This is a genomic window from Flexivirga sp. B27 (assembly GCF_052905685.1).
This window is the reverse complement of the sequence record NZ_JBPYUM010000001.1, coordinates 861,692-882,510: the sequence shown is the minus strand read 5'-3', so window position 1 is coordinate 882,510 and position 20,819 is coordinate 861,692. Positions and strand designations below refer to the sequence as shown.

Here is a 20,819-nt window from a genome sequence, read left to right as displayed (position 1 = left end):
GATGATCGCCATAACTCTCCATGACATAGCCGCAGCCACCGGCGGCATTCTGCACGGTGACGACCGCACGGTCGACGGGCCCGTGGTCACCGACTCGCGCGAGGCCGCACCCGGCAGCCTGTATGTCGCCCGCGTCGGCGAGCACGCGGACGGGCACGACTTCGCGGCATCCGCGGTCGAGGCGGGCGCCGTCGGCGTGCTCGGATCACGGCCGTTGCCCGGCATACCCACCGTCGTGGTCGACGACGTGCAGCAGGCGTTCGCCGACCTGGCGCGTGCGATCGTGGACCGGGCGCCGGCGCTGCGGATCGTCGGCATCACCGGCAGCTCGGGCAAGACCTCCACCAAGGACCTGCTCGCGCAGGTGCTGGCGCCGGTGGGCGAGACCGTCGCGCCGGTCGGGTCCTACAACTCCGAGGTCGGGGTCCCGCTGACCGTATGTCGTGTCACTTCGCAGACCCGCTTCCTGGTCGCCGAGATGGGCGCGACAAACATCGGCAACATCACCTACCTGACCCACATCGCGCCGCCGTCGATCGGCATCGTGCTCAACGTCGGCACCGCCCACGTGGGGGAGTTCGGCTCGGTGGAGGCGATCGCGCAGACCAAGGGTGAGCTCGTGGAGTCGCTGCCCACCACCGGTCTTGCCGTGCTCAACGCCGACGACCTGCGGGTCGCCGCGATGGTCCGCCGCAGCGTCGCACGCGTGGTCACCGTCGGTCGCGGCGCCGACGCGCAGGTGCGGGCGGTCGACGTGGCGCTCGACGAGCAGGACCGGGCGTCGTTCACGATCACCGGTCTGGACGGCGTCGACGCACTGCGCGTGCAGCTCGGCCTGCACGGTGAGCACCAGATCGGCAACGCCCTCGCGGTCGCCGTCGCGGCTCGTGAGCTGGGCGTCGCGCCCGAGCAGATCGCCGCCGGACTCGCCGGAGCCCGACCGGTCAGCCGCTGGCGGATGGAGGTCCACCAGCTGCCGAGCGGGGTGACCCTGATCAACGACGCCTACAACGCCAACCCGGACTCGATGCGCGCTGCGCTGCACGCGCTGCAGCGGATGGGCCAGGGCCGCGGCACGATCGCCGTGCTCGGCGAGATGCTCGAGCTGGGCGAGCTCAGCGCGCAGGCACACCACGACGTGGGTGCGGCCGCCGCGCAGCTGGGCATCGGCACCGTCGTGGCCGTCGGCGCCGGTGCGGAGCCGATCGCGGCTGCGGCCGAGTCCGCGGGTGTCCGCGTCGAGCGGGCGGCCGACGTGGAGGAGGCACACCGCGTGGTGATGCAACTTCTCGCGCCGTCAGACGTCATACTCTTCAAGTCAAGTCGTGACTCCGGCCTGCGTTATCTCGGGGACCGGATCACTGTCGAGCAAGGTGGGTTTTTGTCGGAAGATGGATCGACGCATGCGTAGTTCGCAGGGCATATCGACGACGCCGCTTTCGGCACCGATCGGGCGAGAGGCGCTCCGGTGAAGCTCGTACTCATCGGCACGCTGGTCGCGCTGATCATCGGGTTGGTCGGGACCCGCTATTTCATCTCGCTCGCCGTCCGCAAGGGCTGGGGCCAGTTCGTCCGTGACGACGGCCCGACGAGCCACCACACCAAGCGCGGCACGCCACAGATGGGCGGCACGGTGATCATCGCCGGCACCGTCCTGGGTTATGTGCTGGCGCACCTGTTCACCTGGGACGCCCCGACCGCGTCGGGTGTCCTGGTCCTGTTCCTGATGGTCGGGCTGGGTTTCGTGGGCTGGCTGGACGACTGGCTGAAGATCTCCCACCAGCGTTCGCTGGGCCTGCGGTCCGCGGAGAAGCTCATCGGGCAGACACTGGTGGCGGTCATCTTCGCGATCCTGGCGACCAAGTTCTCTCGCGGCGGCATCAGCCCGGCCAGCTACCGCATCTCGTTCGTGCGCGACACGTGGTTCAACCTCGCGGCCGGCGGCACCGTGCTCGGCGTCATCCTCTTCGTGATCTGGGCCAACCTGATGATCGCCGGCACGAGCAACGGCGTGAACCTCACCGACGGCCTGGACGGTCAGGCGACCGGTGCCTGCGTGATGGTCTTCGGCGCCTACGTGCTGATCAGCGTGTGGCAGTTCAACCAGAACTGCCAATACGTCACGTCGTCCAAGTGCTACGACGTGCGCGACCCGCTCGACCTGGCGGTGGTCGCCGCCTGTGTGATGGGCGCCTGCTTCGGCTTCCTGTGGTGGAACGCCTCACCGGCCAAGATCTTCATGGGCGACACCGGATCGCTCGGCCTCGGCGGCGCTCTCGCCGGCCTGGCGATCACCACCCGCACCGAGCTGCTGGTGATCATCCTCGGCGGCCTGTTCGTGCTGGAGACGATGTCGGTCATCCTGCAGGTCGGATACTTCAAGCTGACCAAGACCAGCAACGGCGGCGTCGGCAAGCGTCTGTTCCGGATGACGCCGATCCATCACCACTTCGAGCTGCTCGGTTGGGAGCAGATCACCGTCACGATCCGCTTCTGGATCATCTGTGGTCTGTGCGTCGCTGCCGGTCTCGGGATCTTCTACGCCGAGTGGGTCGTGGGCGGCGTTGTCTAGCCAGCCCACGACGTCGGATGCTCGTTGGGCGGGACAGCACGTCGTGGTCGTCGGCTTGGGCCTGTCGGGGTTCGCTGCCGCCGACGCGCTAATGCAACGCGATGCCGTCGTCACGGTCGTCAGTCGCGATCGCAACGAGACGATGGACAAGCGGGCGCAGATCCTCGAGACGCTCGGTGTCACAGTGCTTTTCGGCGACGACGTGCCGGGCGCACCACCGGCCGACACCCAGCTGGTGGTCACCTCACCCGGCGTCCCGCCGACCAACGCGTTCCTCGTCGCTGCAGCCGACGCGGGCATCCCGGTGTGGGGCGAGGTCGAGCTGGCCTGGCGGATGCGACCGGAGGACGCACCGCCCTGGCTGGTCATCACCGGCACCAACGGCAAGACCACCGCGGTGACGATGCTGGAGTCGATCCTGCAAGCGGCCGGTCTGCGCGCCACCGCGGCCGGCAACGTCGGCACGCCGATCCTGGACGCGGTGCTGGATCCGGAGCCCTATGACGTGCTCGCCGTCGAGCTCTCGAGTTTCCAGATCCACTGGTCGAGCAGCCTGTCGCCATACGCCTCGTGCCTGCTGAACGTCGCACCCGACCACATCGACTGGCACGGGTCGTATGACGAATACCGGCGCACCAAGGGCCGAGTCTTCGAGCGGACCCAGGTCGCCGCGGTCTACAACGCGCAGGACCCGACGACCGAGGAACTGCTGCGCGAGGCCGACGTCGTGGAGGGCTGCCGTGCGATCGGCTTCACCACCGGCACACCCGACATTTCGATGCTCGGCGTCGTCGACGACGTGCTCGCCGACCGCGCGTTCGTGCCGGACCGGCGCACGACCGCCGCCGAGCTGGCCACCATCGAGGACCTGACGATCGACGGTGCGCCGCCGGCACCGCACTACATCGCCGACGCCCTGGCGGCGGCCGCCCTGGCCCGCGCCTACGACGTCAGCCCCGCCGCGGTGCAGGCCGGCCTGCGCGCCTACCGCCCGCAGCCGCACCGGGTGCAGAGCCTCGGTCGGGTTGGTGACGTGTTGTTCATCGACGACTCCAAGGCCACCAACACCGACGCCGCGATGGGCTCGGTCACGGCATACGACAACATCGTCTGGATCGCCGGCGGGTTGCTCAAGGGAGCCGACGTCGACGACCTCGTCCGTGCGGCAGCGTCGCACCTGCGCGGTGTCGTGCTGCTCGGGCGTGATCGGGCCCGGCTGGCGGAGGCATTAGACCGACACGCGCCGGATGTCCCGGTCGTCGACATCGCCAGCACCGACACTGGGGCCATGACCCAGGTAGTCCGCGCCGCGCACTCCCTCGCCCGACCTGGGGACGTCGTGTTGCTGGCGCCGGCCGCCGCCTCGATGGACATGTTCGACAACTACGGCGCGCGCGGCGATGCCTTCGCCGCCGCGGTGAGCGAGCTCGACTCCTGATGAGCTCCACGAGTTCCTCCTCCGAGGCGTTCGACCTCTCCCGGCTCCAGCCGAAGAGCCTGATGCGGCGGCTGGAGTCACCGGTCGCGCCCTACTACCTGCTGCTCGGCTCCACCGGGATGCTGCTGCTCTTCGGTTTGGTGATGGTGCTGTCCGCCTCGAGCGTGACGTCCTACCAGTCGAGTGGCTCGTCATACACCGTCTTCAAGAACCAAGCCATGTATGCCGCGATCGGCGTCGTCGTAGCGGTGATCGCCAGCCGGGTTTCGGTGCGCCTGTGGAAGTGGTTCGCGCTGCCGGCGTTCGTCGCTGCGGTGCTGCTGCAGCTGGCGGTCTTCTCGCCGCTGGGCCGGACGGTGCAGGGCAACCGCAACTGGATCGGCCTGGGCAGCTTCAGCGTGCAGCCGTCCGAGGCGGGCAAGATCGCGATCATCCTGGTCTCCGCGATGATCCTGACCCGCAAGCGCAAGGTGCTCGGCGAGTGGCGGCACATCCTCATCCCGCTCTTCCCGATGGTCGGGCTGCTGCTCGGGCTGGTGCTGCTGGGGCACGACCTCGGCACCACGATGGTGCTGGCGGCGATTGTGGGCGCCGTGCTCTTCGTGGCCGGTGTCCGGATGCGGCTGTTCGTCATTGTCGGTGCGCTCGCGGCTGCGGTCACTGCCGGATTCGTGGTCACCAACAGCAACCGCACCGGCCGACTCGACGCGTGGCTGGGCACCTGCATCAACGAGCACACCGCTGGCTGCTATCAGAAGGTCCACGGGCTCTATGCCATGGCCGACGGCGGCTGGTGGGGCGTCGGCCTCGGCGCCAGCCGGGAGAAGTGGTCGTGGCTGCCGGAGGCGCACAACGACTTCATCTTCGCGATCATCGGCGAGGAGCTCGGCCTGCCCGGCACGCTCGCGGTCATCGCCCTGTATGTCGCCCTCGGCTACGCCTGCTACCGGCTCATCGTCACCAGCAAGGACTTCTTCGTTCGGCTGGCCACGGCCGGCGTGATGGCCTGGATCCTGGTGCAGGCGATGATCAACATCGGCTCGGTGACCGGCCTGTTGCCGATCATCGGTGTGCCGTTGCCGCTGGTGTCCTCCGGTGGATCCGCTCTGGTGACAACACTTCTCGCGCTCGGCATCCTGATCTCGTTCGCCCGCAACGAGCCGACCTGCAAGGCGGCACTGGCTGCCCGGCCGAGCGCGGTCAAGCGGACGCTGGCGGTGCTGCCGGTGGGTCGCCGCTGAGCCGTCTGCCCGCCCGATGGCCGGTGCTGCACGAACAACTCGCTACTGTCGTGGGTTACTCGCCCGAAATGCCAGGTATCGGCGAGTAACTCGCTACTGTCGTCACTTTTTACAGTCGTCACATTTTCCAGGCACGAGGATGCACGAGGGATCATGAGTCAGCCGATGTCCACAGTGAAGTCCGTCCTGCTCGCCGGTGGTGGCACCGCGGGCCACATCTCGCCGCTGCTGGCGACCGCGGACGCACTGCGACGCCGGCACCCGGACGTGCGCATCACCGTCCTCGGGTCGCACGGCGGGCTGGAGGAGACGCTGGTGCCGGAGCGCGGATACGACCTGCGGTTGGTCGACAAGGCGGCCTTCCCGCGGCGACCCAACGCCGACGCGGTGCGCTTCCCGATGACGTTTGCTCGGGCGCGCCGGGACGCCGCCGCGATCGTCCGCGAGGTGGATGCCCAGGCGGTGGTCGGTTTCGGCGGCTACGTCAGTCCGCCGGCGTTCATGGCCGCGCGCAAGCTGGACGTGCCGATCGTGGTCCATGACGGCAACGCCCTGGCCGGCTTGGCCACCAAGCTCGGCTCGCGGTTCAGCAAGCACGTCGCGACAGCGTTCTCGGTCACCAAGCTGCCGCACGCGCAGGTCATCGGGATGCCGTTGCGCCGCGAGATCACCACGCTGGACCGTGCCGGCCTGCGCCCGGAGGCACTGGCGACCTTCGGGTTGCGCGACGACCTGCCGACGGTGCTGGTCACCGGCGGGTCCAGTGGCGCGGTGCGGGTCAACGAGCCGGTGGCGGCGTCCGCTGCGGCATTCCGCGCGGCCGGGGTGCAGGTGCTGCACGTCACCGGCAAGGGCAAGGAGGTCTCGGTGCCGGAGGGTGGCCCTGCTGATCCGGCATACGTCGTCCTCCCGTATGCCGACCGGATGGACCTCGCCTATGCCGCCGCCGATCTGGTGATCACCCGGTCCGGCGGCAACATGGTGTGTGAGACCTCGACGATCGGGCTGCCCGCGGTCTTCGTGCCGCTGCCGGTCGGCAACGGCGAGCAACGACTCAACGCTTCGGACGTCGTCGGCGCTGGGGGAGCGCTCCTGGTCGACAACGACGACTTCACCGTCGATTACCTGCAACGAGAAGTGATTCCGCTCGTCCAGGACGGCGATCGGCTGGCCCGGATGTCCGAGGCGGCGCGTCGCCAGGGCCACGGCGACGCCGACGAGAAGTTGGTCGACATGATCGAAGAAGCCGTCACCCAAGGTGGTTGAGCAAGCCGGAGCGCCAGCGGGGCAGCCCACAAAGGTGGTTGAGCAGGCCGGAGCGCTAGCGGAGGCCGTGTCGAAACCACACCACCACCAAGGATTTTCAACACGAGGACAGGTGACATGACCGACCACACACCGGACGGCGTCAACCGGCGCTTCGACTTCGCGGCGCAGTTGCCGGCCCTTGCCGACATACGCGCCGCGCACCTGATCGCTATCGGCGGATCGGGTATGTCGGGCGTCGCGCGGCTGCTGCTCGCGGCGGGCGTGCGGGTGTCCGGGTCGGATCGCGCGGAGAGCGCGGTGCTGGACGAGCTGCGTGCTGCCGGTGCGGAGGTGTGGGTCGGCCAGACCGCCGAGAATGCCCAACGCATCCCGGAGGACGCCGTCGTTGTGGTGTCATCGGCGATCGCAGAGGACAACCCGGAGCTGGCCGCGGTGCGAGCCCGCGGACTGCAGGTGCTGCACCGCGCCCAGGCACTCGGCGTGCTGATGGCCGGCCGAGCCGCCTTGGCGGTGGCCGGTGCCAACGGCAAGACCACGACCAGCGCGATGGCGACGGTGGCGTTGCGCACTGTCGGTGCCGACCCGTCCTTCGCGATCGGTGCTCCGATCGCCGGTATCGGCGCCAACTCCGGTGTGGGCCAAGGAGATTCGTTCGTCGTCGAGGCCGACGAGAGCGACGGGTCGTTCGTCGTCTACCACCCGCAGGTCGCCATCGTGACCAGCGTCCGCGACGATCACCTGGACTTCTACGGCACCTCCGAGCGTCTGCAGCAGGCGTATGCCGACTTCGCCGACACCATCCGTGACGGTGGCCTGCTCGTCGCGTGCGCGGACGATCCGGGTGCTGCGGCGCTTGCGGCCAGGCACCGCGAGCTCGGCCGCCGGGTCGTCACCTACGGCTGGACTGCAGACGCAGACCTGCGGTTGGTCGACGAAGGAGGCACCGGATTCGACTGGGGCGCAACGCTGTTGCCCGCCGACGGTGGCCGCATCCCGTTGCGCATCAAGGTGCCCGGGGCCCACAACCTGCAGAACGCCACCGGCGTCGCGCTCGCGCTCAGTGAAGGCTTCGGGTTGCCGCTGGAGAATGTCGTGCCGGCGCTCGCCGAGTTCACCGGATCGGCGCGACGGCTCGAGCCGCGTGGTGAGGCCGGAGGAGTGCGGGTCATCGACGACTACGCACACAACCCCGACAAGCTCGACGCCGCGGTCCGCGCCGGTCTCGGGCTGCGGGACGGCGGGCGGCTGATCGCGGTCTTCCAACCACACCTGTTCTCCCGCACCCAGCACGCCGCGGCCGGTCTGGCGGCCGCGCTGTCACTGTCCGACGTGGCGATCGTGCTGGACGTCTACCCTGCGCGGGAGGCACCGGTCCCCGGTGTGACCGGCGCGCTCGTCGCGGATCAGGTCACGGACGCCGATGTCGTTTACGCGCCGACACTCGACGAGGCACTGCAGGCGGTCCTGGACCGTGCCCGGCCCGGCGACTTGGTGCTCACCCTCGGCGCCGGCGACGTCACCACGATCGGCCCGAGGCTGCTGGCCACACTGGCTCCCTGAGGAACCGAAGCTGGCCCCCTAGCGGGGGACCGCATTACCCAAGCTGGTTGAGTAGGCGGGGGAGCGCAGCGGAGGAGCCGTATCGAAACCCTCACCAGCGAGCGAGTTCGGACCAGCGGTCGATGTCGACCACGTAACCGTCGTCGACCAGCGCCTGTTGCAGGCGCTGCCGGGAGCCGACGTCGACGCCGGCGTTCTCATACTTGCGACGGCCCGAGCGCAGATGGCTGCGCGTGGTGTCGATGCTGATCCCGAGACTGCGGGCGAGTGCCTTCGCGGTCGGGGCACGCCTGCTGGTGTATGCCGCCATGATCTGCAACTCGCGGTCGGTGAAGCGCGGGCCGGCGTCGTCCAGCGCGGGTCGGTCCCGGCGATCGGCGTCGGCGACGGTGCAGATCTGTTCGGCGATCTCCGCTGTGCCGAGCTCGGGAGTGAGCCACAGTTGACCGCCCTCGAGTGCGGTCCGGTGCTGTAGTCGCTCATCGGGATCGCCGACGATGATCGCGCTACTTCCGACGTCATACAACGCCCGGACTTTCAACGACAACGGAACGTGATCGTCCAAGTATGCGTCTACGACAACGACGGCTGCGGAGAAGTCCCATTTGGTCACGAACTGCACCCAGGAGTATCCGCAGTGGCTTACCAATCGTCCAGCTTCGTGCAAAGAACTCTCGATGGCATGTGCAACTATCGGGCTACTGTGCACAATGTAGATGCAGGTTCGGGGAGCCATGATGCCCAGGGTGTCCAATCACGAGGAGGTCGTGATGAATAGTGCCAAACCGGCGCGATTCCCGGAAGCTCAGGGTCCGTCGGCTCAGCCGCGAGTCGTGGTGCTCAGCCCCAGTGCACTACATCGCGAGGCCCTGGTTGCCACTTTGACCGCGTCCGGCGTCTTCGGTGCCGTCGAGGAGCGCTCGGACGGCGTCGCTCCGGCGACATACGACGTCGCGGTGGTCGATCTGCCCGCGCTGGGGCTGACTGCCGTGCGCGAGATCGTGCGGGTGGTGCCCACGCTGGCCTGGGGCGGCTATCTGCACGGCGGCGCGGTCGCGGAGCTGGTCGATGCCGGACTGCGCGGCTACGTGTCGGTGATCGGTTCGCAGCGTGACCTGGTCGTCGCCGCGGCTCGCGTCGCGGCGGGGGAGTTGTGGCTGCCCGAGCTGGAGTCGAAGACGATCCGGCTGACTCCCGCCGAGCAACGCGTATGCCGCGCCTACCTCGTCGAGCTGGCCGACGTCCCACGGTCGTTGGTCGCTGCCGAGCTCGGGATCAGTGAGCGCACCTTGAAGGTGCACCTCGCCAATGTCCGCGCGAAGGTCAACAGCACCGCCGCCAACCGCGTCGAACTCGCCCGGCACCTGCGTGCGCGCGGTGCCCTCCTGCCCTGACCCGGCCGCGCCGCTGTCAGCGGGCGCGAACGTGGACGGTCGACCTAGTACTTTCTGGTGGGTTGCACCAGTCCTGCTCGCACCTCCGGTAAAGTAACTAAGTTACGATGCGGTAATGAAGAAGGATCAATCAATTAACCGCCTGTATGGCGAGAGCTAGTCCTTGCTGACTAATTCGCCAAAGGTTGGCGATGGAGCCCTCTAGTGTCCTCTCCGGTAACCACCACCTGCTCGCGACATTCTTCGCAAAGGCAGGTGGTGCCAATTTCTGCGAAGGGGTTCTGTCACTGTGGGTATTGAGAAGAGCGCGGTCTCGCGTCGCACCGTCGCCAAGGGTGCGGCGTGGTCGTTGCCGGTCATCGCGACTGCGGCCGCAGCGCCGGCCGCATCGGCCAGCACGGCCCAGGCGGGGGATGTGGTGATCTCGCACGCCTGCGGTGGCGCCACGTTCGCGGGTATCGGTCTGTCGATCCCGACATTCACGGTCACTGCGGTCGGCCAGGCGATCGACGCGGGGTCGACCTACACGCTGCGTGGTTCCGGTTTGGCCGATGTCCGCATCGGCGCGCCGAACGACCTGGTTCAGATCGACGTGCTGTCCTCATCTCGCGTGACCATCACGATCCCGAACGCCATTCCGGCAGGTGGCAACGTGACCTTCCAGGTCCTCGGGATCGCGAGCCTGGCGGTCCTCACGAGGTTCACGCTGACCCTGGCGAACGAAGTCGGCAACGACAACACCAACAAGCGCAATGACACGGCGAGTGGTTCCTACACCGGCCTCGCACTCGGCGGAGGCCTCATCGGCGTGTGCGGCAGCACCAATGCGGCACGCCGGGCGGAGGAGAGCAGAGCACGTCGCGCGGGGCTGATCTGACCGACCGGTCGCCGCGGCGGGAACCGACGGGTTCGTCACGACCCCGTCGGTTTTTTGCTGTGAATTTTCATAGTCCTTTCTGATTAGTCCGCATGAGGGAGGTGGAGATCACTCCTACTGTCGTCCGTGGCGAGAACGCGGAGACTCCGGAGCCGGGGGTCACAGTGATCGCGCCGTTGTCGTTCACGTCACCTCGGAAGGCACACACCCGATGTCCGATATCCGCAATTCCAATTCCACATCCAGTTCAAAGATTTCTCGTCGCACCGTTGCCAAGGGCGCCGCGTGGTCGGTCCCCGTCATCGCAACAGCCGCTGCCGCGCCCGCCGCTTCTGCCAGCACCACGCCGACCTGCCCGGAGAACTGCGCCGCAGCACTCACCAATGCGGTCACCTTGAGCACTGGTATCTTCAGCAAGGGCACGAACACCGCTGACCTCTCGATCATCGCGGGTGCGTTCGTGGCCAACTTCCTCACCACCGGTTGCGGCCAGGACGGACTCCTGCAGGCGTCGCTGTTCACCGTCACGTCGTCGACGCTCACAATGAGCGACGGAGCCACCTACACGACCACCAGCGGTCTGCCGGTCGGCGTTTCGGCGGCGAGCCTCTCCACGCTGGCGGACGTCGGCACGACGTTCTCCGACGTCAAGTTCCCGAACGGCAACATCCTCGGCGGCGTGCTGAACGCTCCGGTCAAGCCGGCCAGCATCTGCTTCGAGTACAACCTCGTGCTCAACATCCTCGGTAGCGGTACACCGCCGCAGACAGAGACGTGTCCCGGCCAGGTCTGCTTCGGTTTCAACCTGCTCGGCACCTCGGTGTACAGCGTGAACCAGGCTCTTATCCCGAACACCGTCACCTACGTTGCGACCGGGCTTGCCCTCTGACCGAGACGGTCACCGTTCGAGGCTGGGCGGGCGCATCCCTTGCGGGGATGTGCCCGCCCAGTCCCTTTTCGAGTCTCTCCTGGTCAGTTGGTGGAGTCTTCGTTGACCTGGTCTGCCTCGTCGCTAACGGCTGTCGCGAGGACTTCTTCGCGCCAGCCGTCCTTGAGAACGAGTTCCTGAATGGCTGCCTGTCCGCCGGTTACGCGATGACCCAAGGGGTGCCCAGGCTCGATAAGCACCACTGCAGGCGTGAACGGTATGCCCATCGTCTGAGCGAGGCTTCGATCGGCATACCACGCGTGATCGACCAGAGCGGCGAACTCGGCTTGCGCCTCGAACTGTCTCGGGCTTCCGATGAAGACCGGTTGAATGTCGTAGCCATCCTTGAGCAAGTTCGGCCACCACCGGAAATGCTCGACGATTGCTCGGCACCCGCCGCATCCCGACGAGAAGAACACCAGGAACGTCGGCGGGTCCTGGAACTCGGTGATCGGCAGATGGTTGCCGTCGACATCCTGCACCGTCAGCGTGCGGATCAGCCGGGCGCGCTCGCGGCGGGTGGCGACGGAGCGCCATACGACCAGACCACCGGCAACGGCGAGCGCGAGCACCGCGGGGAGTGGGTAACACCAGCCGGCCAGCCGATCCGCCGCCACGCTCGCCGGCGCCCGGTGCAGGATCAGCGCTGCCACCGCGAGCGCCACCAGCACTCCATTGCGTATGACGGTGCGCGCGTCGACCGTGTCATCGCCCAGCCCACCGAAACAGTTGCACGACACCGGAGCCGGGCGACGGCGTACGCGCACGACGAGCACGAGGAAGGCGACGAACAGCGCGAGGATCGCCGCGGCGGGCAGCAGCTGCACGGGAGCCGGCAGCAGGAGCAGGGCCAGGCCGAGAGTTATCTCACACCAGGGGAATGCCTGGGCGAACCGTCGGTCCTGCCAGGTCCACTGGGGGAGTCCGAACTGCGAGAGCGTCACCTGGAACGTCTTCGCGGTGCCGAGCTTGAGCACCCCGCTCGCCACGAGCACCAACCCGGTCAGCCAGCTGAGCGTTGCGCCGATCCAGTCGATCATCGCCCGGTCTCCAATGCGTTCACGCCTCGAATCCTAATGAGTAAGGCGCCGGTCCGCGGTCAACCTTGACGGATGCCCGATCGGCGCAGTGTCGACCCTCCTCACCGTCAACTTCAGGTCGATACTCGCCGCACGCATGTGTTCGCGCGTAGCATGCCGCAATGCTGCTTGCGTGAGGTGTTGACCGACGCGCCACGGTGTGTCGATTAGGGCAGCGCCGCCATCAACGTCATGATCATGGTGACTGTGTGGTGACCGCGTTCCGGCGTGGCGATCGCAGTTCGGCATACTTTTGCTTGCTTCACATCGTCTAACGCTGGAAAGGCCGTTTCTCGTGGCAACTCCGCAGAACTACCTGGCCGTCATCAAGGTCGTCGGCATCGGCGGCGGTGGCGTCAACGCCATCAACCGGATGATCGAGGTCGGTCTCAAGGGCGTGGAGTTCATCGCCATCAACACCGACGCGCAGGCGTTGTTGATGTGTGACGCTGACGTCAAGCTTGAGGTCGGTCGCGATCTCACCCGCGGCCTGGGCGCCGGCGCCGACCCCGAGGTGGGCAAGAAGGCCGCCGAGGATCACGCCGAGGACATCGAAGAAGTCCTCAAGGGCGCCGACATGGTCTTCGTCACCGCCGGCGAGGGCGGCGGCACGGGCACCGGCGGTGCGCCGGTGGTCGCCAAGATCGCCAAGAGCCTCGGTGCACTGACCATCGGTGTCGTGACCCGGCCGTTCACCTTCGAGGGCCGTCGCCGCGCCAACCAGGCGGACCTCGGCATCAACGCGCTGCGCGACGAGGTCGACACCCTGATCGTCATCCCCAACGACCGGCTGCTGTCGATCAGCGACCGCAACGTGTCGATGCTCGACGCCTTCCACAGTGCCGACCAGGTGCTGCTCTCCGGTGTCCAGGGCATCACCGACCTGATCACGACACCCGGCCTGATCAACCTGGACTTCGCCGACGTGAAGTCGGTCATGCAGGGCGCCGGTTCGGCGCTGATGGGCATCGGCTCGGCGCGCGGCGAGGACCGTGCGGTCCAGGCCGCCGAGTTCGCGATCTCCAGCCCGCTGCTCGAGGCCAGCATCGACGGCGCGCAGGGCGTGCTGTTGTCGGTGCAGGGTGGCAGCGACCTCGGCCTCTTCGAGATCAACGAGGCTGCCCGCCTGGTGCAGGAGGCCGCGCACCCGGAGGCAAACATCATCTTCGGTGCGGTCATCGACGACGCCCTCGGCGACGAGGTGCGCGTGACCGTGATCGCCGCCGGCTTCGAGGGCGGCGCTCCCAACAAGCGCACCGACGAGCGCGCGCTCGGGCAGATCCAAGGCGGACCTGCCCCGCGGCAGCAGCAGTCCCCGGCCGCGGCCACCGGCGCCATACCGCAGCAGGACGCCCAGCAGGGCCAGCCGCAGGGTGCGCCGGCACAGGGCAGTGGCCAGCAGGGTGCCCCGGCACAAGGCGGTCAGAAGGCCGGCCAGCAGCCGCAGGCGCAGCCTCAGCAGGGCGGCAACGCCCCGCAGCAGGGGCAGCCCCAGCAGAGCCGGCCGCAGCAGGCTCAGCAGGGCGAGCGCCCGCAGCCTGCCGCGAATCCGGGCGAGGTGAAGCAGACGCCGAGCAACCGCCCGCCGAACGAAGTCAGCTTCGACGACGGCCAGGACCTTGACGTCCCCGACTTCCTGAAGTAGCACTCACTGCACGAGTCGCTGCACGAAGTTTCTCGCCCGGCGGCGCCTCTGCGGAGGCCTCGCCGGGCCTCCGAGGCTGCCGTTCCGGCATTCCGCCGGGACGGATCCCGCACAGACAGGACGGGCGATGTGGTGGTGGCGTGACCAGCTGACCGGGCCGCACGGCCGGGTCGTCGACGTCGGCTTCACCGACACCGAGGGCGGCCTGAGCGCCGGTCCCGTCGGCTCGCTCAATCTCGGCGGCGCGGTCGGCGACGATCCTGCCAACGTCACCGGCAATCGTGAGCTGGTCGCCGCGTCCGTCGGGGTCCCGTCGCGCGATCTGGTCTTCATGCACCAGACCCACAGTGACCGTGTCCTGTCCGTCGACGCGGAGGGCACTCGCGACCCTGCGGGTGACGGCATCGTCACCAGTGCCGACGACCTCGCGCTCGCGGTGCTCGTCGCGGACTGCACACCCGTGCTGCTCGCCGACCCCGACGCCGGAGTCATCGGCGCCGTCCACGCCGGACGGCCGGGCATGACGGCGCGCATCGTGGATCGGGCGCTGGAGCGGTTGAGCGAGCACGGAGCGACCAATCCCGTTGCAATCATTGGACCTTCGGTCTGCGGACGGTGTTACGAAGTTCCGTTGCAGATGCGCGAGGACGCCGCCGCGATCACCCCGGAGAGTCGCACGGTGAGCTGGACCGGCACCCCGGCGATCGACGTCGCCGGCGGTGTCGTGGCGCAGTTGCACGCTGCGGGCGTCGACACCCGCTGGGTGTCCGGCTGCACGCGCGAGAGCGACCGGTTGTTCTCCTACCGGGGCGATCATCGGACGGGCCGGTTCGCGGGAATCATCGTGCAGCGGGACGGCGCAGCACGGTAGAAGTGGATCGAGGGGACCTCGATCACCACAAAGGGACAGTGATTGCAGATGTATGACGCTGAACGTCGCGACGCACTTGCCGCGAACCTCGCGCAGGTCCACGAGCGGATCGACCGCGCCTGCGCCGCCGCCGGGCGTGACCGCGACGAGGTGACCTTGATCGCAGTCACCAAGTTCTTCCCCGTCTCGGACGTCGAGCACCTCGCGGCACTCGGGGTCACCGACATGGGGGAGAACCGCGACCAGGAGGCCGGCGCGAAGTTCGCCGAGATTCCCGCGCAGATCCGCGAGCAGCTCACCGTGCACTTCATCGGGCAGTTGCAGTCCAACAAGGCGTCGCACGTGGTCGGCTACGCCGACGTCGTGCAGTCGGTCGACCGGGCGAAGATCGCGCGCGCCCTCGACCGCGCCGCTCTCGCGCAGGAGCGCACGCTCGACGTGCTGGTGCAGGTCGACCTGTCCGGTGCGACGGGACGCGGCGGTGTCGCGCCGGCCGAGGCCAGGGCGCTCGCCGATCGGGTCGCCGAGGCCGAGGCGCTGCGGTTGCGCGGTGTCATGGCCGTGGCTCCGTTGGGTGCCGATCCCGCCGAGGCGTTCGCCCGGCTGGCGGAGGTGGCGGGCGCCATACGCGCTGACCATCCGGAGGCCGATCAGCTGTCCGCGGGGATGAGCGGCGACCTCGAACAGGCAGTGGCTGCGGGCGCGACACACCTGCGTGTCGGCAGCGCAATCCTCGGATCTCGCCCCACTGCCCGGTAGCGTCGTCCGCGACCGACCGAGCACCTTAGAGGCTGGTCCCGCCTCATGGTGAGAAGGAGCACATTCATGGCTGGGAAGCTGCGCGCGACGATGGAATATCTCGGCTTGGCCGAGGCTGACCCGCATTACCGCGAGGACGAGTATGCCGGGGAGTGGGCCGAGGAGGCCTACGACGAGGCGCAGGACAGCGGCTACCCCGCCGAGGAGACGCATCGCGAGCCCGCACCGGTCACTCAGTTGCACACCTCGCCGGCTGTCCCGGCATCGCATCCGCAGGAGGCCGGCGATATGAGCCGCATCAACACGATCCACCCGCGCACCTACAACGAGGCCAAGGAGATCGGCGAGAGCTTCCGCAGCGGTGTGCCGGTCATCATGAACCTCTCGGACATGGACGACACCGACGCCAAGCGGCTGGTCGACTTCGCCGCCGGACTGGTCTTCGGACTGCACGGCACCATCGAGCGCGTGACCAGCAAGGTGTTCCTGCTCTCGCCGCACGGCATCGAGGTCGCCACCAGCGGCCCGGAAGCCGCCCGCCCGAGCGGCCGCGGCCTGTTCAACCAGAGCTGATCCACCTGCTCGATAGCACTCGGTGGCATCCGGTCAGTGGGTTGGCGGTCGGTCCCAGCTGCCCCTGACCGCACCATCGCGCGTGCGCCGGCGCGGCATACGTGCGACCCGGCGGCGGTGTGAGTGACACGCCACCACGGCCGCGCTCGCACACCACGTGCCGATGCCGCAGAATGAAGTCATGTCAGCCGTCCTCAGCGTGGTGTCGCTGCTGCTCTATGTGTTCTTCATCCTGTTGCTCGGCCGGCTGGTGCTGGATTGGGTCCAGGTCTTCGCCCGCAGTTGGCGTCCGCGTGGGCCCGTGCTCGTGGTAGCCGAAACCATATACAGCACAACGGATCCGCCGCTGAAGGCACTGCGCAGGGTCGTTCCGCCGCTGCGGTTGGGGCAAGTTCGCCTCGACTTGGCGTTCCTGATCCTGATCCTGGCTGTCTCTTTGCTGCTCGGTGTCCTAAAGTGAGCACGATATTTATCCGATTGTTGCGGTGAGTGCTGCGTGTCCACCTGGACACACCTGCTCTCCGTCCTGACGTTTCAACTGAGGTGCACACATGGCGTTGACGCCAGAAGACGTGGTCAAGAAGGAGTTCACCAAGCCCAAGGGCTTCGGTCGTAGCGGTTACGACGAGATCCAGGTGGACGACTTCCTCGACGAGATCGTGGTCGAGCTGCGTCGGCTGAACGCTGAGAACGAGGACGTTACGTCCAAGCTCGAGGACTGCCGTCGCTCGAAGGGCGTTCCCGGCCGCAGCGAAGCCGACTCCGGCCAGGGCTCGTCCCAGGCCTCCGCCGTCCCGGCGCTCACGCCCGTGGGCCGTCGCAACGACGACGCTGACAAGACGCAGGTCGTTCCGACCGCCAAGGACGCCGAGGCGGCCAAGGCTGCCCGTGCCGACCTGGAGAAGACCCAGCAGCAGCTGTCGACCGCGCAGGCCGACCTCAAGTCCGCCAAGGAGGAGCTGACCCGCACCAAGGCGGAGTTGGACCAGGCGCAGAGCGCGTTGGCGGCCGCCAAGAAGGAGCAGGCGCAGCTTGCCGAGCAGCAGCGTGTCGCCGAGCAGCAGCGCGCGGCGGCGGCGAAGGCCGAGCCCCAGCAGCAGGCGGACGTCAAGCCCGGCCAGCTCAAGGCCGGCGACGCCAACGGCAAGACCGACGTCTCGGCGCTCGCGTCGACCGAGGGCGCTGCCGGAGTCATCGCGCTGGCGCAGCGTGTGCACGACGAGCACGTCCGCGAGGGCGAGACCAAGCGCGACCGGCTGATCAGCGACGCGCAGGCGCACCACGACAAGGTTGTCGGTGAGGCCAACGCCAAGCGCGACGAGCTCATCGGCGCGGCGCACAACAAGCACGACGAGCTGATCAACGCGGCGCAGACTCGCCACGACGAGCTGATCAACACCGCGCAGAGCCGTCACGACGAGTTGCTGTCGACCGGTCAGAGCAAGCACGACGAGCTGGTCCGCACCGGCACCGAGAAGTCCGAGAAGATGGTCCGCGAGGCCGAGGAGCGCAAGAACTCCATCCTCGGTGAGCTCAACTCCGAGCGCGACAAGGTCAGCGGCCACATCGAGCAGCTGCGCTCCTTCGAGGGCGACTACCGCAACAAGCTGCGCGGTTACATCGAGCAGCACCTCACGCAGCTGGACCAGACGGCGACGGACGACAAGCCGAAGTCCGACAACTGAGCCGTCGGCCCGTCCGCCATACGACGTAGACCGCCGGACAGGGGTCACTGAACCGATCGAGGTGAGGTGCCCCTTGTCCGGCGGTTTGCGGCTGTCGGGCGGCTGCTTGGTGCCGTTCGGCAGCGGTGGTGGCGACTGGTCACGCCTATGGCGGACGGATCGCGGCGGCGCGCGGCAATTTCGTTGTATGTCGGCGGCGGGTCGCTTATCCTGCCCGCAGTCAGTTCGGGGGCGGTCTCCTGTTCATCCACCGGGTGCGCCGGTCCGCTGCGAGAGGAAGAGGATGCGATGCCCGCCAAGAAGACGGCCGCAACGTCCAGCTCCACGGGCCGATCCCGCGTGACGACTGCCCTGCGCAAGGCGTCGGGTGTTGTCGCCAAGGCTGCCCGCCGCAGCGACGGCTCCGCGAGTTCCGGAGCTACCAAGAAGACTGCGAAGAAGACCGCGAAGAAGGCGGCTGCGACCAAGAGCACTGCGAAGAAGGCGGTGCCTGCGAAGAAGACCGCGGCTGCGAAGACGGCGAAGACCACCAAGACTGCCAAAACTGCGAAGAAGGCAGCCGCCAAGAAGGCTGCGCCGGCGAAGGCGACAGCTGCGAAGAAGGCGGCCAAGAAGGCGCCGACGAAGACAACAGCCAAGAAGGCGACTGCCAAGACAACGGCGAAGAAAACGACGGCCAAGAAGACGGCCGCGAAGACTGCGCCGGTGAAGGCGACGGCGGCGAAGAAGGCACCCGCCAAGAAAGCCGCGCCGGTGAAGGCGACACCCACGAAGACTGCCGCGAAGACGGCCCCGACGAAGAAGGCTGCCACGAAAACCACCGCTGACCGGGCCGCGAAGCCGGCCCCGAAGACCGCCACGACCCGCAAGCTGAAGGTTCGCGACGACGAATCCCCTTGGACTGCAAAGGAACTCGCGGCTGTCCGGGCCGAGCTCGAGACCGACATCGAGCGGCTGACGCACGAGCTCAGCGGCTTCGAGGACGACATCGCCGGCCTCATCAAGGACAGCGGCGACGGTGCCGGAGACGACCAGGCCGACACCGGCGCCAAGACGTTCGAGAGGGAGCACGAGTACTCCCTCGCGCAGAACTCCCGGGACCTGCTGGAACAATCGGTGCATGCGCTCGAACGCATCGACGACGGCACCTACGGAGTTTGTGAAAATTGTGGCGACGCGATCGGCAAGCTCCGGCTGCAGGCATTCCCGCGGGCGACGCTGTGCCTGACGTGCAAGGCACAGCAGGAGCGCCGCTGAGCCCCGAGCCGGTCGACGACGAGCAGGCAGCCACTCCTGCACCCAACCGTCCGTCCGGCAAGCTCATCGCGCTGCTGGTCGGCGTCGCGGTTGTCGGCTACGGGCTGGACCAGGCGACCAAGGCGTGGGCTTCCTCCGCGCTGGACCCGATGCGGCCCAAGCAATTGGTCGGGAGCCTGCTGCAGCTGCACCTGACGCACAACCCGGGTGCGGCGTTCTCGATCGCCACCAATGCCACCTGGGTGCTCACCATCGTGGCGAGCGTGGTCATCGTGGTGACGATCTTCATCGCGCGCCGGCTGCGCAGCAAGCCCTGGGCGTGCGCGCTCGGATTGCTGATCGGTGGCGCACTGGGCAACCTGACCGATCGCTTCGTGCGGGACCCGGGCGGCGGCAAGGGACACGTCGTCGACTTCCTGGAGCTGCCGCACTGGCCGATCTTCAACGTTGCCGACATCTGTGTCGTCAGCGCGGCCTGCCTGATCGCGCTGCTGGCGTTCCTCGGTGTCGGCCTGGACGGGCGGCGTGCCACGACAGGAGCGGACGAGGACGACACCGCGGCTGGCAAGGCGAGCCCGGACAGTAAGGCGAGCGCGAAGGACAACGCGGACGGAAAGGCAGACGACACCGGTGAGTGAAGTGAAGGCCCTCGGCATACCCGACGGCCTCGAGGGGGAGCGAGTCGACACCGCGATCGCCCGGGTGCTGGGCTTCTCGCGCACCCAGGCGGCGCAGCTGGCCGCCGACGGTGAGGTCACGGTCGACGGCAAGGTGGTCGGCAAGTCCGATCGCGTCAGCGCCGGCCAATGGCTCGAAGTCCGTATGCCGGAGCGCGTCGGCCCCCGCGTCGCCGAGGTCAAGCCGCAACTCGTCGAAGGCCTGCGGATCGTGCACGACGACACCGAGATCGTGGTGGTCGACAAGCCGGCCGGTGTCGCGGCGCACCCCAGCGTCGGCTGGGACGGGCCCGACGTGGTCAGCGGTCTGGCGGCCGCCGGCTATCGCATCTCGACCTCTGGCGCGGCGGAGCGGCAGGGCATCGTGCAGCGCCTCGACGTCGGCACCAGCGGACTGATGGTCGTGGCCAAGAGCGAGCGGGCATACACGGTGCTCAAGCAGGCGTTCCGCGACCGCACCGTCGACAAGACCTACCACGCGCTGGTGCAGGGCCTGCCCGACCCGGTCGTCGGCACCATCGAGGCGCCGATCGGTCGGCACCCGGGGCACGACTACAAGTTCGCGGTGATGCAGTCCGGCCGCGAGAGCGTCACGCACTACGAGCTGCTCGAGGCGTTCCGGTCGATGAGCCTGCTGACGATCCACCTGGAGACCGGTCGCACGCACCAGATCCGCGTGCACTTCGCCGCGCTGCACCGCCCGCTGGTCGGTGACCCGGTCTACGGCTCCGACCCGACGGTCGCCAAGCGGCTGCGGTTGGACCGGCAGTGGTTGCATGCCGTCGAGCTCGGTTTCACGCACCCGGGGTCGGGGGAGCACGTCACCTTCACCAGTCCCTATCCCGCAGACCTCGAGCGTGCCCTGGAGATCGCCCGCGACGCGTAGGCGGCGATTCGACGCCCGGGGTTCGGCCGCGTGTGCACAAGCCTCAACGGTTGTGGGTTGTGCGCGGCATACCGGAGATTGGCGTGCACAACCGGCAACGGTCGCTGG

Annotated in this window: 20 protein-coding genes; 18 read left to right on the top strand and 2 right to left on the bottom strand. The window is 68.0% G+C overall.

Going from position 1 to position 20,819, the window contains the following annotated elements; all coding sequences use genetic code 11:
- Position 1: 1 nt before the first annotated feature.
- The 6 genes from ACSZL9_RS04095 to murC all read left to right on the top strand — a co-directional run bounded on the left by ACSZL9_RS04095 (position 2) and on the right by murC (position 8,080).
- Positions 2-1,411, top strand: a complete 1,410-nt coding sequence (locus ACSZL9_RS04095) for a UDP-N-acetylmuramoyl-tripeptide--D-alanyl-D-alanine ligase (RefSeq protein ID WP_446664194.1) — start codon at positions 2-4, stop codon at positions 1,409-1,411.
- A gap of 57 nt (positions 1,412-1,468) precedes the next feature.
- Complete coding sequence (gene mraY / locus ACSZL9_RS04090) at positions 1,469-2,572, top strand: phospho-N-acetylmuramoyl-pentapeptide-transferase (protein WP_446664193.1); 1,104 nt, start codon at positions 1,469-1,471, stop codon at positions 2,570-2,572.
- Positions 2,565-4,010 carry a UDP-N-acetylmuramoyl-L-alanine--D-glutamate ligase gene (gene murD, locus ACSZL9_RS04085; protein WP_446664192.1) on the top strand — a complete coding sequence of 482 codons (1,446 nt, stop codon included), beginning with the start codon at positions 2,565-2,567 and terminating at the stop codon, positions 4,008-4,010. Before mraY ends, murD begins: the two co-directional genes overlap by 8 nt.
- Positions 4,010-5,251, top strand: coding sequence for a putative lipid II flippase FtsW (gene ftsW, locus ACSZL9_RS04080; RefSeq protein WP_446664191.1), 1,242 nt, complete (start codon positions 4,010-4,012; stop codon positions 5,249-5,251). Before murD ends, ftsW begins: the two co-directional genes overlap by 1 nt.
- Positions 5,252-5,416: 165 nt before the next feature.
- Positions 5,417-6,517: an undecaprenyldiphospho-muramoylpentapeptide beta-N-acetylglucosaminyltransferase gene (gene murG, locus ACSZL9_RS04075; protein WP_446664190.1), complete on the top strand. Its 1,101-nt coding sequence runs from the start codon at positions 5,417-5,419 to the stop codon at positions 6,515-6,517.
- 117 nt (positions 6,518-6,634) lie between these two features.
- Positions 6,635-8,080, top strand: coding sequence for a UDP-N-acetylmuramate--L-alanine ligase (gene murC, locus ACSZL9_RS04070; RefSeq protein ID WP_446664189.1), 1,446 nt, complete (start codon positions 6,635-6,637; stop codon positions 8,078-8,080).
- Between the two features lie 91 nt (positions 8,081-8,171).
- Here the strand turns inward: murC and ACSZL9_RS04065 are convergent, their stop codons facing one another.
- The gene (locus tag ACSZL9_RS04065) at positions 8,172-8,693 is read right to left on the bottom strand and encodes a helix-turn-helix transcriptional regulator (protein WP_446664188.1); all 522 of its coding nucleotides are present in this window, start codon (positions 8,691-8,693) and stop codon (positions 8,172-8,174) included.
- A 157-nt stretch (positions 8,694-8,850) separates the two neighbouring features.
- Here ACSZL9_RS04065 and ACSZL9_RS04060 point away from each other — a divergent pair, with 157 nt between their 5' ends.
- From ACSZL9_RS04060 to ACSZL9_RS04050, 3 genes are all read left to right on the top strand, one after another.
- Entirely contained in the window at positions 8,851-9,474 is a 624-nt protein-coding gene (locus tag ACSZL9_RS04060; RefSeq protein WP_446664187.1) for a LuxR C-terminal-related transcriptional regulator, read from the top strand.
- A gap of 289 nt (positions 9,475-9,763) precedes the next feature.
- Entirely contained in the window at positions 9,764-10,351 is a 588-nt protein-coding gene (locus ACSZL9_RS04055) for a hypothetical protein (protein ID WP_446664186.1), read from the top strand.
- 211 nt (positions 10,352-10,562) lie between these two features.
- Positions 10,563-11,240: a hypothetical protein gene (locus ACSZL9_RS04050; RefSeq protein ID WP_446664185.1), complete on the top strand. Its 678-nt coding sequence runs from the start codon at positions 10,563-10,565 to the stop codon at positions 11,238-11,240.
- 83 nt (positions 11,241-11,323) lie between these two features.
- Here ACSZL9_RS04050 and ACSZL9_RS04045 read toward each other — a convergent pair whose 3' ends face one another.
- Entirely contained in the window at positions 11,324-12,319 is a 996-nt protein-coding gene (locus ACSZL9_RS04045; protein WP_446664184.1) for a peroxiredoxin family protein, read from the bottom strand.
- Between the two features lie 334 nt (positions 12,320-12,653).
- On the opposite strand from ACSZL9_RS04045, the gene ftsZ reads away from it, so the two are divergent.
- The 9 genes from ftsZ to ACSZL9_RS04000 all read left to right on the top strand — a co-directional run bounded on the left by ftsZ (position 12,654) and on the right by ACSZL9_RS04000 (position 20,711).
- Positions 12,654-14,003: a cell division protein FtsZ gene (gene ftsZ, locus ACSZL9_RS04040; protein WP_446664183.1), complete on the top strand. Its 1,350-nt coding sequence runs from the start codon at positions 12,654-12,656 to the stop codon at positions 14,001-14,003.
- 127 nt (positions 14,004-14,130) lie between these two features.
- The gene (gene pgeF / locus ACSZL9_RS04035; protein ID WP_446664182.1) at positions 14,131-14,874 is read left to right on the top strand and encodes a peptidoglycan editing factor PgeF; all 744 of its coding nucleotides are present in this window, start codon (positions 14,131-14,133) and stop codon (positions 14,872-14,874) included.
- Positions 14,875-14,922: 48 nt separating this feature from the next.
- Complete coding sequence (locus ACSZL9_RS04030; protein ID WP_446664181.1) at positions 14,923-15,633, top strand: YggS family pyridoxal phosphate-dependent enzyme; 711 nt, start codon at positions 14,923-14,925, stop codon at positions 15,631-15,633.
- Between the two features lie 66 nt (positions 15,634-15,699).
- Positions 15,700-16,206 carry a cell division protein SepF gene (locus ACSZL9_RS04025; RefSeq protein ID WP_446664180.1) on the top strand — a complete coding sequence of 169 codons (507 nt, stop codon included), beginning with the start codon at positions 15,700-15,702 and terminating at the stop codon, positions 16,204-16,206.
- 181 nt (positions 16,207-16,387) lie between these two features.
- Positions 16,388-16,666: a YggT family protein gene (locus ACSZL9_RS04020; protein WP_446664179.1), complete on the top strand. Its 279-nt coding sequence runs from the start codon at positions 16,388-16,390 to the stop codon at positions 16,664-16,666.
- 91 nt (positions 16,667-16,757) lie between these two features.
- Positions 16,758-17,891 (top strand): DivIVA domain-containing protein, encoded by a 1,134-nt coding sequence (locus tag ACSZL9_RS04015; RefSeq protein ID WP_446664178.1) that lies wholly within the window; start codon positions 16,758-16,760, stop codon positions 17,889-17,891.
- A gap of 288 nt (positions 17,892-18,179) precedes the next feature.
- Positions 18,180-19,148: a TraR/DksA family transcriptional regulator gene (locus ACSZL9_RS04010; RefSeq protein ID WP_446664177.1), complete on the top strand. Its 969-nt coding sequence runs from the start codon at positions 18,180-18,182 to the stop codon at positions 19,146-19,148.
- The gene (gene lspA, locus ACSZL9_RS04005) at positions 19,121-19,786 is read left to right on the top strand and encodes a signal peptidase II (RefSeq protein ID WP_446664176.1); all 666 of its coding nucleotides are present in this window, start codon (positions 19,121-19,123) and stop codon (positions 19,784-19,786) included. The genes ACSZL9_RS04010 and lspA overlap by 28 nt, the downstream gene beginning before the upstream one ends.
- Positions 19,779-20,711, top strand: coding sequence for an RluA family pseudouridine synthase (locus ACSZL9_RS04000; protein ID WP_446664175.1), 933 nt, complete (start codon positions 19,779-19,781; stop codon positions 20,709-20,711). Before lspA ends, ACSZL9_RS04000 begins: the two co-directional genes overlap by 8 nt.
- The last annotated feature ends 108 nt before the right edge of the window (positions 20,712-20,819 follow it).